Here is a 15,745-nt window from a genome sequence, read left to right as displayed (position 1 = left end):
TCGGCAGCACGACGAATCCCCCCGTCGAGCACGGTGACGAAAGGACCACGCATGAGCACGGAACTCCCTGAGCCGGGTGTCGAAGATGCGGATTTCAGCGATGACGACGGTGTCCTCTACGACGATGAGGTGACTCCGGAGTACGGGATCCTCGGATTCACCCTCCGTGAGCTTCTCATCGTCAGCGTGTGGCTGGTCTCCTTCGTCGTGTCGTTCTTCCCGCTGGCCGGGGGCGCCTCGCTCTGGGGCGTCGGAATCCAGTGGATCCTTCCGGTTGGTGTCCCCACGGTCGCCGTGTTCCTGCTCGTGCTCCGTCGCTTCTCGCCTGACGGTATCCGTCGCGTCGGGTCGCTCGGCATCGACCAATTCGCCTCTGTGGCCTTCTCGGTCGCAGCCGTCGTCTGGGCCGGGAACGTGTGGCTCACGATCTCAGGGCTGATCGCCACCGGGTTCTGGTCACTTCCGTGGAGCGGGGTGGTGATGGCCGTCGCCGCTCTGGCCCTGGTCGTGCTCACGGTCTTCGCTCCACTCATCCCGGGGCTGAAAGAGGACTTCCACGGACGTCTGGTCACCCTCGCCCACCGCAACGCCAATCCGGTGCGCCCCGTCATCGCGCGACCGCGACCCGAACCGGTCCTCACGGAGCCCGAGCCACAGACCGCCGCCGACGGCGACCGGACGGATGTGGGCGTGGATGCTTCCGCGCTTCCTCCGGTCGCAGACGCAGACAGCCGGGATTCCGGGAGCCAGGCCACGGACGAGGTCGAGCGCGTCGACCTCGCCGCTCAGGTGCCCCTCACGGCACACGCGTCCGGTGGTGACATCGGCACCGTGCACGGCACAGATGACGAGGAGTACGTGCCCACGTACTCTCGGCGTTCTCGGGGGCAGGAGCCCGAGATCGTCTCGGACACCGGGAGCATCGAGTCCCTCCTCGAGACCGCTGCGACATACGAGACCGCTGTCGTCCCGGACGACACGGAAGCTCCGATCGTGGAGGGTTTCGCCGACGCGGACCTCGATGCGACGAACCCGCGCGAGTCGACTCCCGTCGCGCAGCCGTTCTGGATCCTCGCGCCCTCTGAGCGTGACGTCCACGACGAACGCGGTGACGCGTTGTTCCGCATCGGCCCGAATGCCTGGGCGCTCGTGATCGAAGACCGTGGAGGTGCCTACGTCGTGCGACATGACGACGGGCGGATCGGCTACCTCCACGACATCTCCGACATCACGAAAGGCTGAAATGCGCACGATCGATCTGCGGGGGCGCGAGCTCTCGCCCGCTGACATGCTCGCCGCCGTACCGCGAGCCACACAGGCGCGTGCCGAGGCGCTCGACACCGCCGCCCGCCTCGTGGACGACGTCCGCGACCGCGGTGAGGCCGCTCTCCGTGAGCAGGCGGAACGCTTCGACCGGGTCGCCGGACACTCCGTCCGGGTTCCCGCCGCCCACATCGACGAGGCGCTGGCCGAGCTCGCCCCCGAAGTGCGTACCGCTCTCGAGGAGGCGATCCGCCGCGTGCGACTGGCCTCCGCAGCCCAGGTTCCGGCCGCGCAGGTCACCCGCATCGGCGACGGTGCCGTCATCACGCAGCGCTGGCAGCCCGTCCACCGCGTGGGTGTGTACATCCCCGGTGGGAAAGCGGTCTACCCGTCCAGCGTGATCATGAACGTCGTGCCGGCTCAGGTGGCAGGTGTGGAGCAGATCGCATTGGCATCGCCGCCGCAGGCGGATCAGGGAGGGCGAATCCACCCGACGATCCTCGCCGCGGCCGCCCTGCTGGGCGTGACCGAGGTCTATGCGATGGGCGGAGCGGGGGCGATCGGCGCGTTCGCGCACGGTGTCGCCTCGCTCGGGCTCGACCCCGTCGACGTCGTCTCCGGGCCCGGCAACAACTACGTCGCCTCCGCCAAGCGCGCGGTCGCCGGCGTCGTCGGGACGGACTCGGAGGCCGGCGCGACCGAGATCCTGGTCGTCGCCGATGCCGATGCCGATCCGCGCCTCATCGCCGCCGACCTCGTGAGCCAGGCGGAGCACGACGAACAGGCATCCGCGGTACTGGTCACGGACGCCGCGGAGCTCGCTGCACGCGTCGCCACCGAAGTCGAGCGGATCTCCGTCCTCACCCGTCACAGCGAGCGTGTCGCCGCGTCCTTGGGAGGACCGCAGTCGGCGATCGTCCTCGTCGACGATCGCGCCATGGCGACCGCGTTCAGCAACGCCTACGCGCCCGAGCACCTCGAACTCCACCTCGCCGATGCCGAGAGCGCCGCGTCGGCCTTCACGAGCGCCGGAGCGGTCTTCGTCGGAGACCAGACGCCGGTGAGCCTGGGGGACTACATGGCAGGGAGCAACCACGTGCTCCCGACCGGCGGTCAGGCGCGGTATGCACCGGGACTCGGCGCGTACACGTTCCTGCGTCCTCAGCAGGTGATCTCCTACGACAGGGCCGCACTGGCCGCTGTCCGAGCGGGGGTCGTCGCTCTCGCCGAGTCCGAGGCGCTGCCGGCGCACGGTGAGGCGATCGAGGCGCGCTTCACCGCGTAGGATCGGTCAGATGCACTGCCCCTTCTGCCGTCATCCCGACTCCCGCGTCATCGACTCCCGCACGAGTGACGACGGGCTCTCGATCAGGCGGCGTCGTCAGTGCCCAGAGTGCGGGGGCCGTTTCACGACCACCGAGACGGCGAGCCTCAACGTCATCAAGCGTTCCGGCGTGATGGAGCCTTTCAGCCGGGAGAAGGTCATCTCCGGCGTGCGCAAGGCGTGTCAGGGGCGGCCGGTGACCGAGGCCGATCTCGCCATCCTCGCGCAGCGCGTGGAGGAGGCTGTTCGCCAGACGGGGGTGTCGCAGCTCGACACGAACGAGATCGGTCTGGCCATCCTCGGTCCGCTGCGTGATCTCGATGAGGTCGCTTTCCTCCGCTTCGCCAGCGTCTACCAGGCGTTCGACTCGCTCGAGGACTTCGAGGCGGCGATCACCGACCTCCGCGCCGACCACACGAAGCAGGAGGCCGAGGAGCGGTAATCTGGCAGGGATGTATCCGCTGCTCTTCCGCGCTGTCCTCTCGCGCTTCGATCCCGAGTTCACCCATCACGCCGGCATGGCGGTGATCCGCGTCCTCGGAGTGCCGCCGTTCTCCTGGGCGACCCGTGCCCTGACCGCGCCGGATCCGTCCTTGCGTGTCGACGCACTCGGGCTCAGCTTCCCGTCGCCCTTCGGCATCGCGGCCGGTTTCGACAAGAACGCCGTCGGCGTCCGCGGACTGGCGGCCCTCGGGTTCGGCCACGTGGAGATCGGTACCGTGACGGCGATCCCGCAGGAGGGGAATCCCAAGCCGCGTCTGTTCCGTCTGTTGGCGGACCGCGCCGTCGTCAACCGGATGGGGTTCAACAACGACGGCGCTGATGCGGTCGCCCGTCGCCTCGCTCGACTGCGCCGTGGCGCACCGGACACGGTGATCGGCGTCAACATCGGTAAGAGCCGCATCGTGGACGTCGAGGATGCGACCGCCGACTACGTGGCCTCGGCAACCCGCCTCGCCCCGCTGGCCGACTACCTCGCGGTGAACGTGTCCTCGCCGAACACCCCGGGACTGCGCGGGCTGCAGGCAGTGGAGACGCTGGCACCGTTGCTCCGGGCGGTCAAGGAAGCATCGGGGTCCACGCCGCTGCTCGTCAAGATCGCTCCGGATCTTCCGGATGACGAGATCACCGCCATCGCGGAGTTGGCCGTGGCCGAGGGGCTCGCCGGAATCATCGCGCACAACACCACGATCAGTCGAGACGGACTGCTCACGGACGCGGCGTCGATCGAAGCCGCGGGCGCGGGCGGACTGTCGGGGGCGCCGCTGAAGAAGCGCTCGCTCGAAGTGCTCCGGATCGTGCGTGACGCCGTACCGGCAGAGTTCTGCGTGATCGCGGTCGGTGGAGTCGAGACCCCGGCCGATGTGCAGGAGCGTCTGCAGGCCGGTGCCACTCTCGTTCAGGGTTACACGGGATTCCTGTACCGCGGTCCGTTCTGGGGCCGCGAGATCAACAGGGGGCTGGTCAGTCGGGGTACTGGCCGCGCTTGACCTGCGGCTTCGGCAGTCGCATGAAGCGCATCTGCAGCGCGCGCATCGCGGCGTACCAGCCGAGGCCGCGCTCGAGGCGCTCCTTGCCGAACTTCGCTGCGGCCTTCCGCTTGACCCGCATCCCGAGCAGCACCATGCCGCCGATCGCGATCACGAGATACCCCATCATGACGATGTAGGCGTAGAACGAGATCATCATGTTCGTCGGCAGGAGCGAGGCGAGGATGACCAGCACCATGACGCCCATCACGAACTCGGCCGGGTGCCACCCCGCGTCCACGTAGTCGCGCACCCAGCGGCGCTGCGGGCCCTTGTCGCGGACCGGGAGGTACTTCTCCTCGCCGGCGGCCATGCCGGCCTGGGCGCGAGCGCGACGCTCGTTGAGCTCGGCTTTGGCAGCCGCCTTCGCCTCTTTGGTGTTGGCGACCAGGGGGCGGCGACGTGCTGCCTCCTGCTCCGCGCGGGTCGGCGTCGCGCGCCCCTTGCCGACGGCAGTCGTCTCGGAGGCGTCGTCGTTCGTCGAAGGGGAGGCGGGGTTAGTGGACACGGAGTTCCTCGGTTCGCTGGCGGGGGATCACCTTAAGATTACTCGCATGACCTCTCCTGTTCTTCCCCCTGAGCCCGATGCCGCCGTTCTCGAAGCCGTGGCCACCGGAATCCCCGCTGCGCTGTCGGATCTCGGACACCTCGTGCGGATCCCCGGGATGGCATGGCCGGCGTTCGATCAGACGCAACTGGAGCGCAGCGCGGCAGCTGTCGCGTCACTGGCCGAGGACACCGGTGTCTTCGATGAGGTCCGTGTGCTGCGCGCAGCGATCCCCGGCACCGAGGAGCAGGGGCAGCCGGCGGTCCTCGCCACCCGTGCGGCGCGGAACGGGAAGCCGACGATCCTCCTCTACGCGCACCACGACGTGCAGCCTCCGGGGGACGACGCCCTATGGGAGACGCCGCCGTTCGAGCCGACGGTGCGGGACGGACGTCTCTACGGGCGTGGTGCGGCGGATGACAAAGCGGGGGTCATGGCGCACATCGCGTCGATCCGGGCGGTCAGCGAGGTCCTCGGGGACGATCTCGACCTGGGTATCGCGATGTTCATCGAGGGGGAGGAGGAGTACGGTTCCCGCTCCTTCGCGCAGTTCCTCTCCGACAACAAGGAGGCTCTGCGCGCAGACGCGATCGTCGTGGCGGACTCCGGCAACTGGGACTCCGTGACGCCGGGACTCACGGTCTCGCTGCGCGGCAACGCGCGCTTCACGCTGCGTGTGCGCACACTCGACCACGCGTCGCACTCGGGGATGTTCGGCGGTGCGGTGCCCGACGCGATGATGGCCACCGTCACGCTGCTCGCGACGCTCTGGGACGAGGACGGCGCGGTCGCGGTCGAGGGGATGACCGCGCGCGATGCGGCCACTCCGGACTACACCGAGGCGACGCTGCGGGATGAGGCCGGGCTGCTTCCCGCCACCACACCGATCGGCAACGGGACGATCCTCAGCCGGATCTGGAACAAGCCCGCGGTCACCGTCATCGGTATCGACTCCACGACCGTCGCCGCAGCCTCCAACACGCTCCTTCCCGAGGTCACCGTGGTGATCAGTGCTCGTGTCGCACCGGGCCAGACGGGGCAGGAAGCCTACGAGGCGCTCGAAGCCCACCTCCGCGCCCATGCACCGTTCGGCGCGGAGCTCACGTTCTCCGACGTCGATCTCGGCGACGGCTTCCTGGTCGACACGAGCGGGTGGGCCGTGGCGTTGACCCGTGACGCGATGCGCGACGGCTACGGAGTCGCTCCGGTCGACCTCGGCGTGGGCGGATCCATCCCCTTCATCGCGGATCTGGTGCGGGAGTTCCCCGCCGCACAGATCCTGGTGACCGGGGTCGAAGACCCCCACTCGCGGGCGCACAGCCCGAACGAGTCGCTGCACCTGGATACGTTCCGCCATGCCGTCGCGAGCGAGGCTCTGCTCCTGGCTCGGATGAATGCCACCCAACTCTGAGCCTCACAGCGTCTGCGGCGGTAGAATCGTCCGAGAAGCCGTGCACCTGCGGCCCGTCACAAGGAGCGACATGAGCGACACCACCCTCTCCCCAGAGACCACCCGCGCACACGGCGTCACCCTGACCGACGCTGCCGCCACGAAGGTCAAGAACCTCCTCGAACAGGAGGGGCGCGACGATCTGCGCCTCCGTGTCGCCGTGCAGCCCGGTGGCTGCTCGGGCCTGATCTATCAGCTGTACTTCGACGAGCGCTACCTCGAAGGCGATGAGACCGTCGACTTCGACGGCGTCGAGGTGATCATCGACAACATGAGCGTCCCGTACCTCGATGGTGCGGCGATCGACTTCAAGGACACGATCTCCGAGCAGGGCTTCACGATCGACAACCCCAACGCGGCGGGTAGCTGCGCGTGCGGCGACAGCTTCCACTGATCCTCGCTTCGCGGACCACGGCCGCCGTCACCGATCGGTGACGGCGGCCGTTCTGCATCCAGCAACCTGCGTGGATGGCATGAATCAGGTGTGAGGTTGCCCTAGACTTGGGTGTGCTCTGTTCGCGATCTGAAAGGTGCATCGTGCCCTCGAAACGCAGCCTTCGTTGGGCCGCCCTCCCTGTGGGAGTTGCGGCAGCCTTGGCCCTGGCGGGATGCTCTCCCACCGAGCTGAACGGCTTTCTTCCGGGCTTCGTGGAGGATGGCCCCGCAGCCACCAATCAGACCGAGCGCGTCTCGTCGCTCTGGGTGAACTCGTGGATCGTGCTCCTCGCCGTCGGAATCATCACCTGGGGCCTGATGGCCTGGGCTGCGATCGCGTACCGCCGTCGCAAGGGCCAGACCGGCCTGCCGGTGCAGATGCGCTACAACATGCCGATCGAGATCTTCTACACGATCGTGCCGCTCTTCCTCGTGCTGGGCATGTTCTTCTTCACGGCTCGCGACCAGACCGCGATCGAAGCCAAGTGGGACGACCCCGATGTCGAGATCACCGCGATCGCCAAGCAGTGGGCGTGGGACTTCCAGTACGACGGTGACAAAGAGGACAACTCCGACGCCGTATGGACGATGGGCATCCAGGCTCAGCCGGACAAGGACGGCAACATCGACCAGGCGCAGCTGCCCACGCTGGTGCTGCCCGTCGACAAGAAGGTCACGATCAACCTTCAGTCGCGTGACGTCATCCACTCCTTCTGGATCATCGACTTCCTCTACAAGAAGGACATGTACATCGGGAAGGACAACTCGTGGTCCTTCATCCCGACCCGCGAGGGCGAGTACGCCGGTAAGTGCGCCGAGCTCTGCGGTGAATACCACTCGATGATGCTCTTCAACGTGAAGGTCGTCTCCGAGGACGATTACGAGGCCTACCTCCAGACGCTCGAAGAGAAGGGCAACACGGGCGACATCACCGACGCCTACGACCGTCTCTCGAACTTCCCGGGAACGACCCCGACGACCGACACCGAGGAAGGAGGGGAGTAAGCCATGTCGACCACTGAAGCTCCCCGTACCGACGAGGCTCCCAGATCTCGTCCCACCAGTCTGCCCGCCCGCCAGGCCGCTCTCATGAGCTCCTCGCGCGTGGAGCAGAAGGGCAACATCGTCGTCAAGTGGATCACGTCCACCGACCACAAGACCATCGGGTACATGTACCTGATCGCCTCGGTGATGTTCTTCCTCCTCGGCGGTGTGATGGCCCTCGTCATCCGTGCTGAGCTGTTCGCGCCGGGAATGCAGATCATCCCGACCAAGGAGCAGTACAACCAGCTGTTCACGATGCACGGCACGATCATGCTGCTGATGTTCGCGACGCCGCTGTTCGCAGGTTTCGCCAATGCGATCCTTCCGCTGCAGATCGGTGCGCCCGACGTCGCCTTCCCGCGTCTGAACGCCTTCGCCTTCTGGCTCTTCCTCTTCGGCTCGACCATCGCGGTCGCGGGCTTCCTCACGCCGCAGGGCGCGGCCTCCTTCGGGTGGTTCGCCTATCAGCCACTCGCCGGAGCGTCCTTCTCTCCGGGCGCCGGTGGGAACCTGTGGATGGTGGGACTGGGAATCTCCGGTTTCGGAACGATCCTCGGTGCCGTCAACTTCATCACCACGATCATCACGATGCGTGCTCCTGGTATGACGATGTGGCGCATGCCGATCTTCTCGTGGAACACGCTCATCACGAGCCTTCTGATCCTGATGGCGTTCCCGGTCCTCGCTGCGGCCATCTTCGCCGCAGCCGCGGACCGTATCCTCGGCGCCCACATCTACGACCCGGCCAACGGTGGTGTCCTGCTCTGGCAGCACCTGTTCTGGTTCTTCGGGCACCCTGAGGTCTACATCATCGCCCTGCCGTTCTTCGGCATCGTGTCGGAGATCTTCCCGGTCTTCAGCCGCAAGCCGATCTTCGGGTACAAGACGCTCGTCTACGCCACGATCGCGATCGCCGCGCTCTCGGTGGCGGTGTGGGCTCACCACATGTACGTCACCGGCTCGGTCCTGCTGCCGTTCTTCGCTCTGATGACGATGCTCATCGCGGTGCCGACCGGCGTGAAGATCTTCAACTGGATCGGAACTCTCTGGCGAGGGTCCGTGACCTTCGAGACGCCGATGGTGTTCGCCCTCGGGTTCCTGGTCTCGTTCGTCTTCGGTGGTCTGACCGGTGTGATCCTGGCAGCCCCGCCGCTGGACTTCGCGCTCTCCGACTCCTACTTCGTCGTCGCGCACTTCCACTACGTGGTGTTCGGCACGGTCGTGTTCGCCATGTTCGCCGGCTTCTACTTCTGGTGGCCCAAGTGGACCGGGCGCATGCTCAACGAGCGTCTCGGCTACGTGCACTTCTGGTTGCTCTTCATCGGCTTCCACATGACGTTCCTCATCCAGCACTGGCTGGGTGTCGACGGAATGGTCCGTCGCTACGCGGACTACTCGGCCGCCGACGGCTGGACCTGGCAGAACCAGGTGTCGACGATCGGAGCGATCATCCTCGGCGCTTCGATGCTCCCGTTCTTCCTGAACGTCTGGATCACGGCTCGCAAGGCACCGAAGGTCACGGTCAACGACCCCTGGGGGTACGGCGCTTCGCTCGAATGGGCGACGTCCTGCCCGCCGCCGCGTCACAACTTCACGTCGATCCCGCGCATTCGCAGCGAGCGTCCTGCGTTCGACCTGAACCACCCGGAGGCCGCCGAGTTCGCGACCACGGCACCCGGCGAGCGAGAGGCCCACTAAGTCATGCGCGACAATGTCATTCTCTGGTGGATCCTGACGGCGTTCTTCGCCCTCGTCGGTGTCATCTACACCGGCTGGCACATCCTCGCAACGCCGGCGGACGACTTCGCCATGCGGATCGAGTGGGTCGGTACGGTCGCTCTGTTCTTCTCGGCGTTCATGGCCGCGATGATCGCGTTCTACCTGGACCGCACGCACAAGGCGCAGAGCGGTGAGCTCCCCGAAGACATCCTCACCGCGGACATCGACGACGGTGACCCCGAGCTCGGCGAGTTCAGCCCGTGGTCCTGGTGGCCGATCGTGCTCGCCGCTTCTGCGGGAGTCTTCGTCGTCGGCCTGGCTGTGGGGCACTTCCTGCTCCCGATCGGCCTCGCGATCTTCGTCGTCGCGATCGTCGGCTGGGTGTACGAGTACTACCGCGGCTACTTCGCTCGCTGACGCGACTGACGTCGAGAAGGCCCCCGGATCCGTCCGGGGGCCTTCTTCATGTTTCAGCGCGAGGCGGTCAGGCGCGGGTTCGGATGCGCGCAATCCCGGTCAGTGGGTCGACCGGACGTCGGTGCGTCCCGTCGGCGTCTTCGACCGGATGGCCTTCGCGCACCCAGTACTCGAAGCCGCCGATCATCTCACGCACGTTGTAGCCCAGTCGGGAGAACTCGAGTGCGCCCTTGGCGCCGGCGTTGCAGCCGGGGCTCCAGCAGTACACCACGACCTCGGCACCGGGGGAGATCTCACGCGGTGCTCTCGCCGCGATCTCGCTGTAGTGCATATGGATGGCACCGGCCACGCGCCCCTGTGCCCATGCCTCTTCGGACCGTACATCGACCACGACGATGTCGCTCTGGGCCTGACGGGCTGCATGGACATCGCTGGCGTCGGTCTCGTAGGCGAGTTTGGCGGCGTAGTAGTCGGCACGGTCGATCATGTGCCCAGCCTATTTCGCCGAGCTCCGCGGCGTCCTTCGTGTTCCTGCCGATCGGCGTGCGAAAACGGTCAGCGATATCGCCGCCGCGGTCAGAGGCGTACCGTCATCTGCACGCGGGGCCCGTGGCGCAGGAGACCGAGCTCCTCCTCGACCTGGACCAGGCTGCACAGCAGAGGGGTGTCCGGCGTCGTCACGGCGAAACCGCAGGACGCGTAGAACGGCGCATTCCAGAGGACATCCGCATAGGTGCGAAGCGTCATCCTCGAGCTGCCACGGCGTCGGGCCTCCGCCATCGCAGCCGCCAGCAGTCGGCGTCCGATACCGCGTCGCCCGAACTGCGGAAGCACCGAGAGCTGCTCGAGGTGGGTGCCTCCCTCGATCTCCAGAATATGCGCGAAGCCGATGAGGTCCGACGACGAGGTCTCATCGCCGTCGTGCTCGGCCACGAGTACGAACCCGGGCACCGTGGCACGCTCGTGCGGGGGCGTGGGCGGCGGCCAATCGACGGCACCGAACCTCTCGACCAGCAGGACGTCCGCGGCGATCTCGATGCGCTCCGTGGCTGCGTCGTCGGCGGGACGTGCCTCGCGGATCAAGACCTCCATGATCACCCGTCGGCGACGGCGGCGATCGCTTCGATCTCCACGAGCTGGTCGTCATAGCCGAGGACCGTCACGCCCAGCAGGGTGCTGGGCACATCGTGCGCGCCGAAAGCGGCATGGATCACATCCCACGCCGTGACGAGGTCTGCTTGCGACGTGGACGCCACGAGCACGCGCGTGCTGATCACGTCGGTCAGGTCGGCGCCCGCGACCTCCAGTGCGCCCTTGAGCGTCTCGACGCAGCGTGCCGCCTGGGCCGCGTAGTCTCCGGGCGCAGCGGTCGAGCCGTCATCGTTGAGCGGGCACGCGCCGGCGAGGAAGATGAGGCGGGATCCGGCCGGTGCGGTGGCAGCGTAAGCGTAGGGGGTTTCCGCGAGGTTGTCGGCACGGATCAGGCGGACGACGGATGACATGGTTCGATCCTTTCATCGGGCGGGTGACGAAGAAGGCCCCGTTCGTGTGAGCGGGGCCTTCTTCGATGGGGGAGTGGCGACTACTCGCCGTCCTCCGACTTCTTCTTCCGAGGCTTCTTCACCGGCTCGGTGGCGATGACCGTGCTGGGGGTGTTCGGCGTCTCGTCGACGTGCGTCTCATCGACGGTGAGCGGGGCGTCAGGGAAGCCGGCGCGCTCGTGGGCGCCCTGGATCTCTGCGGCCTCGGTCTCCTCGTTGTGAGCCGTGACGTGATGCTGATGGGCGTCAGCTGCCTCGACCTCGGCCTGCGTGAGCGGAGCGATACGGTCCTCGAAGAACCAGCGGGAGATCGAGGAACGGAGGTTCTCCGTCCACGGGATGCGGCCCTTGGCATTCGGGCGAACCACGAGGGGCTCGTAGCTGTCGACGTCGATGAGCTTCCAGCGGTCGTACTTGTCGACAGGCTGGTGCACCTCGATGAACTCACCACCGGGGAGGCGGACGATGCGTCCGGACTCGTATCCGTGCAGGACGATCTCACGATCCTTCTTCTGCAGCGCGATGCAGATGCGCTTGGTGACGAAGTATCCGAGGATCGGGCCGAGGAACAGGAGCGCTTGCAGCGTGTGGATCACGCCTTCCATCGTGAGCATGAAGTGCGTCGCGATGAGGTCGGACGAAGCCGCTGCCCACAGGACCGCGTAGAAGATGACGCCGGCGGCACCGATCGCCGTACGCGTCGCCGCGTTGCGGGGACGCTGAGCGATGTGGTGCTCGCGCTTGTCTCCGGTGACCCATGCCTCGAGGAAGGGATAGATCGCGACGATCACGATGAACAGACCGAGTACGAGGACAGGGGCGATGATCCCGAACGACCACGTGTGGTTGAGGAACACGATGTCCCAGTTCGAGGGAGCCAGGCGCAGCGCGCCGTCGGCGAACCCGATGTACCAGTCGGGCTGAGTACCGGCGGAGACGGGCGAGGGGTCGTAGGGGCCGTAGTTCCAGATCGGGTTGATCTGGAAGAACGTCGCGATCAGCACGATGGTGCCGAACACGATGAACAGGTAGCCGCCCATCTTCGACATGTACACCGGCATCATCGGGTAGCCCACGACGTTGTCGTTCGTGCGGCCGGGGCCCGCGAACTGCGTGTGCTTGTTGACGATCATCAGCATCAGGTGCACGACGATCAGCGCGATGACCAGCATCGGGAGCAACAGGATGTGGAGGGTGTACAGACGTCCGACGATGTCGGTTCCCGGGAACTCGCCACCGAAGAGGAGGAACGAGGTCCATGTGCCGATCAGGGGGAGACCCTTGATCATGCCGTCGATGATGCGGAGGCCGTTACCCGAGAGCAGGTCGTCGGGGAGCGAGTAGCCGGTGAAGCCCTCTGCCATCGCGAGGATGAACAGGACGAAACCGATGACCCAGTTGAGCTCGCGCGGCTTGCGGAATGCGCCGGTGAAGAACACGCGGAGCATGTGCACGCCGATTCCGGCGATGAACACCAGAGCGGCCCAGTGGTGGATCTGACGGACCAGGAGGCCGCCTCGCAGATCGAAGGAGATGTGCAGCGAAGACTCGAGAGCCGCCGACATCTCGATCCCACGCATCGGGGCGTAGGCGCCGGTGTAGTGGGTCTCGACCATCGACGCGTCGAAGAAGAACGTCAGGAAGGTTCCGGAGAGGAACACGACGACGAAGCTCCACAGCGCGATCTCGCCGAGCATGAACGACCAGTGGTCGGGGAAGATCTTCCGTCCGAGTTCCTTGACGAAACCGGAGATGCTGGTGCGCTCATCGATGTAGTTCGACGCGGCACCGACGAAGCGACCGCCGAGGGGTGCCTTGGTGTCGTTGTCGTCTTTGGACAGCGTTGCGGTGCTCAATGGCGCTCCCAGAAGCTCGGGCCGACGGGTTCCTTGAAGTCGCTGCGTGCGACCAGGTAGCCCTCGTCATCGACGGTGATGGGCAGCTGCGGCAGCGGACGTGCCGCAGGGCCGAAGATGACCTTGGCGTGGTCCGTGACGTCGAACTGCGACTGGTGGCACGGGCACAGGAGGTGATGGGTCTGCTGCTCGTAGAGGGCCACGGGGCAGCCGACGTGCGTGCAGACCTTGGAGTAGGCGACGATGCCGTCGTACGACCAGTCCTTGCGGTCCTCAGCTTCGATCAGCTGCTCGGGACGCAGGCGCATCATGAGGACGATGGCCTTCGCCTTCTCCTCGAGGTAGCCGTCGTGGTGACTGAGCGTGGCGAGCTCTTCGGGGATCACGTGGAACGCGGATCCGAGGGTCACGTCCGCAGCGCGGATCGGGGTGCCGTCGGGGTCGCGGACGAGGCGGCTGCCCTCTTCCCACATCGTGTGCTTGAGGAGTGCGACCGGGTCGCCGGCGAGGGGGTCGTCAGGCGTGGAGTGCGGTGCGAGGCCACGGAACAGCGTGACTCCGGGGATGATCGAGGCGACGATCGCGGCGAACAGGGAGTTGCGGATCATGGAGCGGCGCCCGAAGCCCGACTCCTCGTTCGCGTCGGAGAAGGCCTTGATCGCAGCCTCGCGCGTCGAGTCCTTGCCGCGCGTGGGGTGACGGTGCTCGATGAACTCCTTGTCGGACATGAGCGCCTTGGACCAGTGGATCGCACCGATTCCGAGGGCCAGGAGCGCGAGAGCGATCCCGAGACCGATGAAGAGGTTGTTCTGCCGGATGTCGATGAGCGCGCCGCTCTCGATCGGGAACAGCATGTAAGCGGCGACCGCCCAGATGCTTCCCGCGAGCGAGAGGTAGAACAGCGTGTAGACAGTGCGGACAGCGGCCTTCTCAGCGCGCGGGTCCTTATCGGTCATCCGCTCGCGATGCGGCGGAAGCCCGGGGTTCTGCACGGGATCGCTGACTGCGACACCCAGCCCCGGAGAGGGCTGGTAGGCCCTGTCAAGAGCCTGCGAGTCGTCGTCGTGTGCCATGGTGCTCCTCGTACGTTCCTCTTCGATGAATAAGCGTCAGTTGGACTTCGCCGTGATCCACACGGTGGCGGCGACGAGCGCGCCGATACCGAAGATCCACACGAACAGTCCCTCGGAGACCGGCCCGAGGGAGCCGAGCGAGAAGCCGCCGACCTGCACGGACTGCTGCTGGAAGAGCAGAGCCGAGATGATGTCGCGCTTGTCCTCGTCGGACAGGTTCATGTCACCGAAGACCGGCATGTTCTGCGGGCCGGTGACCATGGCCGCGTAGATGTGCAGGGCACTGGTCTCGGTCAGGGCGGGGGCGTACTTGCCCTCGGTGAGTGCACCACCGGCTGCGGCCACGTTGTGGCACATGGCGCAGTTCACGCGGAACAGTTCGGCTCCGTGCGAGACGTCGCCTTCCCCATCGAGGATGCGCTCGTCCGGGAAGGTCGGGCCGGGGGCCGTGGACTGCACGAACGAGGAGATCGCGAGGATCTGCTCTTCGGTGAACTGCGGCTCCTTCTGCGGCGCCTGCGGTCCCTGCATCTGCAGAGGCATGCGACCGGTCGACAGCTGGAACTCGGTCGCCAGCTCGCCCACGCCGTAGAGGCTGGGGCCGTTGGCGGTTCCCTGCAGGTCGAGACCGTGGCAGGTGGCGCAGTTCGCCGTGAACAGCTTCTCGCCGTCTTCGACGGTCAGCTGGGTCGTCGCAGCCTGCGTGTCGGACGCTGCGAATGCGGCGGTTGCACCGGCATAGACCGCGCCGGTGATCATGAGGCCTGCTCCGATGAGCGCGGCCGCCGCCAAAGGGCTGCGACGACCGCTGGAACGGCGCTTCTTCTCTCGTGCCATCTCGGGGATCAGCTCCGCTCTTATTTCAGGAAGTAGATAACGAGGAACAGCACGATCCAGACGACGTCGACGAAGTGCCAGTAGTAGGACACCACGATCGAGGAGGTCGCCTCCTTGTGCCGGAAGTTCTTGACGGCGTAGGCGCGGCCGATGACGAGCAGGAACGCGACGAGCCCACCGGTGACGTGCAGGGCGTGGAAGCCGGTCGTCAGGTAGAACGCCGAGGCGTAGGAGTCGGCGCCGATCGGCATGCCTTCAGCGACCAGCTGTGCGTACTCCCAGACCTGGCCGGACACGAAGATCGCGCCGAGGGCGAAGGTGAGGAAGAACCACTCGACCATTCCCCAGCCGAACAGACGACGGCGGCCGGCGCCGTTCTTCTGCCCCTTGCCGATCTTGTAGGGCTGCAGGTCTTCTGCCGCGAACACGCCCATCTGGCACGTGAACGAGGACAGGACCAGGATCGCAGTGTTCACTGCGGCGAACGGGACGTTCAGCAGCTCGGTCCGGTCAGCCCACAGCTCCGGTGAGGTGCTGCGGAGGGTGAAGTAGATCGCGAAGAGTCCCGCGAAGAACATCACCTCACTGCCGAGCCACACAATGGTGCCGACAGCTACCGGGTTGGGCCGCTTAATCGTTCTCGCCGCCGGGGCATACGTCGCTGAGGTCGTCACCCCTCCATTATGGCCGATCTCGGGCGTGATTCTTGC

General features: G+C 66.4%; 17 protein-coding genes. 9 read left to right on the top strand and 8 right to left on the bottom strand.

The features are described 5' to 3' along the window. Positions 1-51 precede the first annotated feature (51 nt). From E0W80_RS03295 to E0W80_RS03280, 4 genes are read left to right on the top strand one after another with little or no spacing between them, the layout of a single operon-like run. Complete coding sequence (locus tag E0W80_RS03295; protein WP_131491276.1) at positions 52-1,242, top strand: hypothetical protein; 1,191 nt, start codon at positions 52-54, stop codon at positions 1,240-1,242. 1 nt (position 1,243) lies between these two features. After that, positions 1,244-2,548: a histidinol dehydrogenase gene (gene hisD / locus E0W80_RS03290; RefSeq protein WP_131491275.1), complete on the top strand. Its 1,305-nt coding sequence runs from the start codon at positions 1,244-1,246 to the stop codon at positions 2,546-2,548. Between the two features lie 10 nt (positions 2,549-2,558). After that, complete coding sequence (gene nrdR / locus E0W80_RS03285) at positions 2,559-3,029, top strand: transcriptional regulator NrdR (protein WP_047524059.1); 471 nt, start codon at positions 2,559-2,561, stop codon at positions 3,027-3,029. A 10-nt stretch (positions 3,030-3,039) separates the two neighbouring features. Beyond that, positions 3,040-4,077 (top strand): quinone-dependent dihydroorotate dehydrogenase, encoded by a 1,038-nt coding sequence (locus tag E0W80_RS03280; RefSeq protein ID WP_131491274.1) that lies wholly within the window; start codon positions 3,040-3,042, stop codon positions 4,075-4,077. On the opposite strand, the gene E0W80_RS03275 is transcribed toward E0W80_RS03280, so the two are convergent. After that, positions 4,052-4,624, bottom strand: a complete 573-nt coding sequence (locus E0W80_RS03275) for a DUF3043 domain-containing protein (RefSeq protein WP_047524057.1) — start codon at positions 4,622-4,624, stop codon at positions 4,052-4,054. The genes E0W80_RS03280 and E0W80_RS03275 overlap by 26 nt on opposite strands. Before the next feature lie 46 nt (positions 4,625-4,670). Between E0W80_RS03275 and E0W80_RS03270 the strand changes: the two genes are divergently transcribed. From E0W80_RS03270 to E0W80_RS03250, 5 genes are all read left to right on the top strand, one after another. Next, a complete protein-coding gene (locus E0W80_RS03270) occupies positions 4,671-6,074 on the top strand; it encodes a dipeptidase (RefSeq protein ID WP_131491273.1) in 1,404 nt (467 codons plus the stop codon). Between the two features lie 70 nt (positions 6,075-6,144). Beyond that, complete coding sequence (gene erpA / locus E0W80_RS03265) at positions 6,145-6,507, top strand: iron-sulfur cluster insertion protein ErpA (protein ID WP_017830247.1); 363 nt, start codon at positions 6,145-6,147, stop codon at positions 6,505-6,507. A gap of 143 nt (positions 6,508-6,650) precedes the next feature. Beyond that, complete coding sequence (gene coxB / locus E0W80_RS03260) at positions 6,651-7,553, top strand: cytochrome c oxidase subunit II (protein ID WP_131491272.1); 903 nt, start codon at positions 6,651-6,653, stop codon at positions 7,551-7,553. Positions 7,554-7,556: 3 nt separating this feature from the next. Beyond that, on the top strand, positions 7,557-9,290 hold the full coding sequence (ctaD, locus tag E0W80_RS03255; RefSeq protein WP_047524054.1) for a cytochrome c oxidase subunit I: 1,734 nt from the start codon (positions 7,557-7,559) through the stop codon (positions 9,288-9,290). A 3-nt stretch (positions 9,291-9,293) separates the two neighbouring features. Next, positions 9,294-9,728: a cytochrome c oxidase subunit 4 gene (locus E0W80_RS03250; protein ID WP_131491271.1), complete on the top strand. Its 435-nt coding sequence runs from the start codon at positions 9,294-9,296 to the stop codon at positions 9,726-9,728. 67 nt (positions 9,729-9,795) lie between these two features. Here the strand turns inward: E0W80_RS03250 and E0W80_RS03245 are convergent, their stop codons facing one another. The 7 genes from E0W80_RS03245 to E0W80_RS03215 all read right to left on the bottom strand — a co-directional run bounded on the left by E0W80_RS03245 (position 9,796) and on the right by E0W80_RS03215 (position 15,613). Continuing rightward, entirely contained in the window at positions 9,796-10,215 is a 420-nt protein-coding gene (locus E0W80_RS03245) for a rhodanese-like domain-containing protein (protein ID WP_131491270.1), read from the bottom strand. 89 nt (positions 10,216-10,304) lie between these two features. Continuing rightward, the gene (locus E0W80_RS03240) at positions 10,305-10,820 is read right to left on the bottom strand and encodes a GNAT family N-acetyltransferase (RefSeq protein ID WP_131491269.1); all 516 of its coding nucleotides are present in this window, start codon (positions 10,818-10,820) and stop codon (positions 10,305-10,307) included. A 2-nt stretch (positions 10,821-10,822) separates the two neighbouring features. After that, positions 10,823-11,230, bottom strand: coding sequence for a Rid family hydrolase (locus E0W80_RS03235; protein WP_131491268.1), 408 nt, complete (start codon positions 11,228-11,230; stop codon positions 10,823-10,825). An 80-nt stretch (positions 11,231-11,310) separates the two neighbouring features. Next, positions 11,311-13,125 (bottom strand): ubiquinol-cytochrome c reductase cytochrome b subunit, encoded by a 1,815-nt coding sequence (locus tag E0W80_RS03230; RefSeq protein WP_131491267.1) that lies wholly within the window; start codon positions 13,123-13,125, stop codon positions 11,311-11,313. Beyond that, positions 13,122-14,198 (bottom strand): Rieske (2Fe-2S) protein, encoded by a 1,077-nt coding sequence (locus E0W80_RS03225; RefSeq protein WP_131491266.1) that lies wholly within the window; start codon positions 14,196-14,198, stop codon positions 13,122-13,124. The genes E0W80_RS03230 and E0W80_RS03225 overlap by 4 nt, the downstream gene beginning before the upstream one ends. A 36-nt stretch (positions 14,199-14,234) precedes the next feature. Continuing rightward, the gene (locus tag E0W80_RS03220) at positions 14,235-15,035 is read right to left on the bottom strand and encodes a c-type cytochrome (RefSeq protein ID WP_047524047.1); all 801 of its coding nucleotides are present in this window, start codon (positions 15,033-15,035) and stop codon (positions 14,235-14,237) included. Positions 15,036-15,055: 20 nt separating this feature from the next. Continuing rightward, entirely contained in the window at positions 15,056-15,613 is a 558-nt protein-coding gene (locus E0W80_RS03215) for a heme-copper oxidase subunit III (protein ID WP_226533298.1), read from the bottom strand. Positions 15,614-15,745: the final 132 nt, after the last annotated feature.

It is taken from the genome of Microbacterium sp. PI-1 (genome assembly GCF_004337555.1).
Lineage (GTDB): Bacteria > Actinomycetota > Actinomycetes > Actinomycetales > Microbacteriaceae > Microbacterium > Microbacterium aurugineum.
Note: the sequence above shows the minus strand (reverse complement) of the source record. Positions and strands in the feature narration are given on the sequence as shown.

What these genes read in the sequence shown, in the direction of transcription:
- E0W80_RS03295 (WP_131491276.1), top strand. Translation starts at nt 52, where the DNA reads ATGAGCACGGAACTCCCTGAGCCGGGTGTCGAAGATGCGGATTTCAGC.
- hisD (WP_131491275.1), top strand. Translation starts at nt 1,244, where the DNA reads ATGCGCACGATCGATCTGCGGGGGCGCGAGCTCTCGCCCGCTGACATG.
- nrdR (WP_047524059.1), top strand. Translation starts at nt 2,559, where the DNA reads ATGCACTGCCCCTTCTGCCGTCATCCCGACTCCCGCGTCATCGACTCC.
- E0W80_RS03280 (WP_131491274.1), top strand. Translation starts at nt 3,040, where the DNA reads ATGTATCCGCTGCTCTTCCGCGCTGTCCTCTCGCGCTTCGATCCCGAG.
- E0W80_RS03270 (WP_131491273.1), top strand. Translation starts at nt 4,671, where the DNA reads ATGACCTCTCCTGTTCTTCCCCCTGAGCCCGATGCCGCCGTTCTCGAA.
- erpA (WP_017830247.1), top strand. Translation starts at nt 6,145, where the DNA reads ATGAGCGACACCACCCTCTCCCCAGAGACCACCCGCGCACACGGCGTC.
- ctaD (WP_047524054.1), top strand. Translation starts at nt 7,557, where the DNA reads ATGTCGACCACTGAAGCTCCCCGTACCGACGAGGCTCCCAGATCTCGT.
- E0W80_RS03250 (WP_131491271.1), top strand. Translation starts at nt 9,294, where the DNA reads ATGCGCGACAATGTCATTCTCTGGTGGATCCTGACGGCGTTCTTCGCC.
- E0W80_RS03245 (WP_131491270.1), bottom strand. Translation starts at nt 10,215, where the DNA reads ATGATCGACCGTGCCGACTACTACGCCGCCAAACTCGCCTACGAGACC.
- E0W80_RS03240 (WP_131491269.1), bottom strand. Translation starts at nt 10,820, where the DNA reads ATGGAGGTCTTGATCCGCGAGGCACGTCCCGCCGACGACGCAGCCACG.
- E0W80_RS03235 (WP_131491268.1), bottom strand. Translation starts at nt 11,230, where the DNA reads ATGTCATCCGTCGTCCGCCTGATCCGTGCCGACAACCTCGCGGAAACC.
- E0W80_RS03225 (WP_131491266.1), bottom strand. Translation starts at nt 14,198, where the DNA reads ATGGCACACGACGACGACTCGCAGGCTCTTGACAGGGCCTACCAGCCC.
- E0W80_RS03220 (WP_047524047.1), bottom strand. Translation starts at nt 15,035, where the DNA reads ATGGCACGAGAGAAGAAGCGCCGTTCCAGCGGTCGTCGCAGCCCTTTG.
- E0W80_RS03215 (WP_226533298.1), bottom strand. Translation starts at nt 15,613, where the DNA reads ATGTTCTTCGCGGGACTCTTCGCGATCTACTTCACCCTCCGCAGCACC.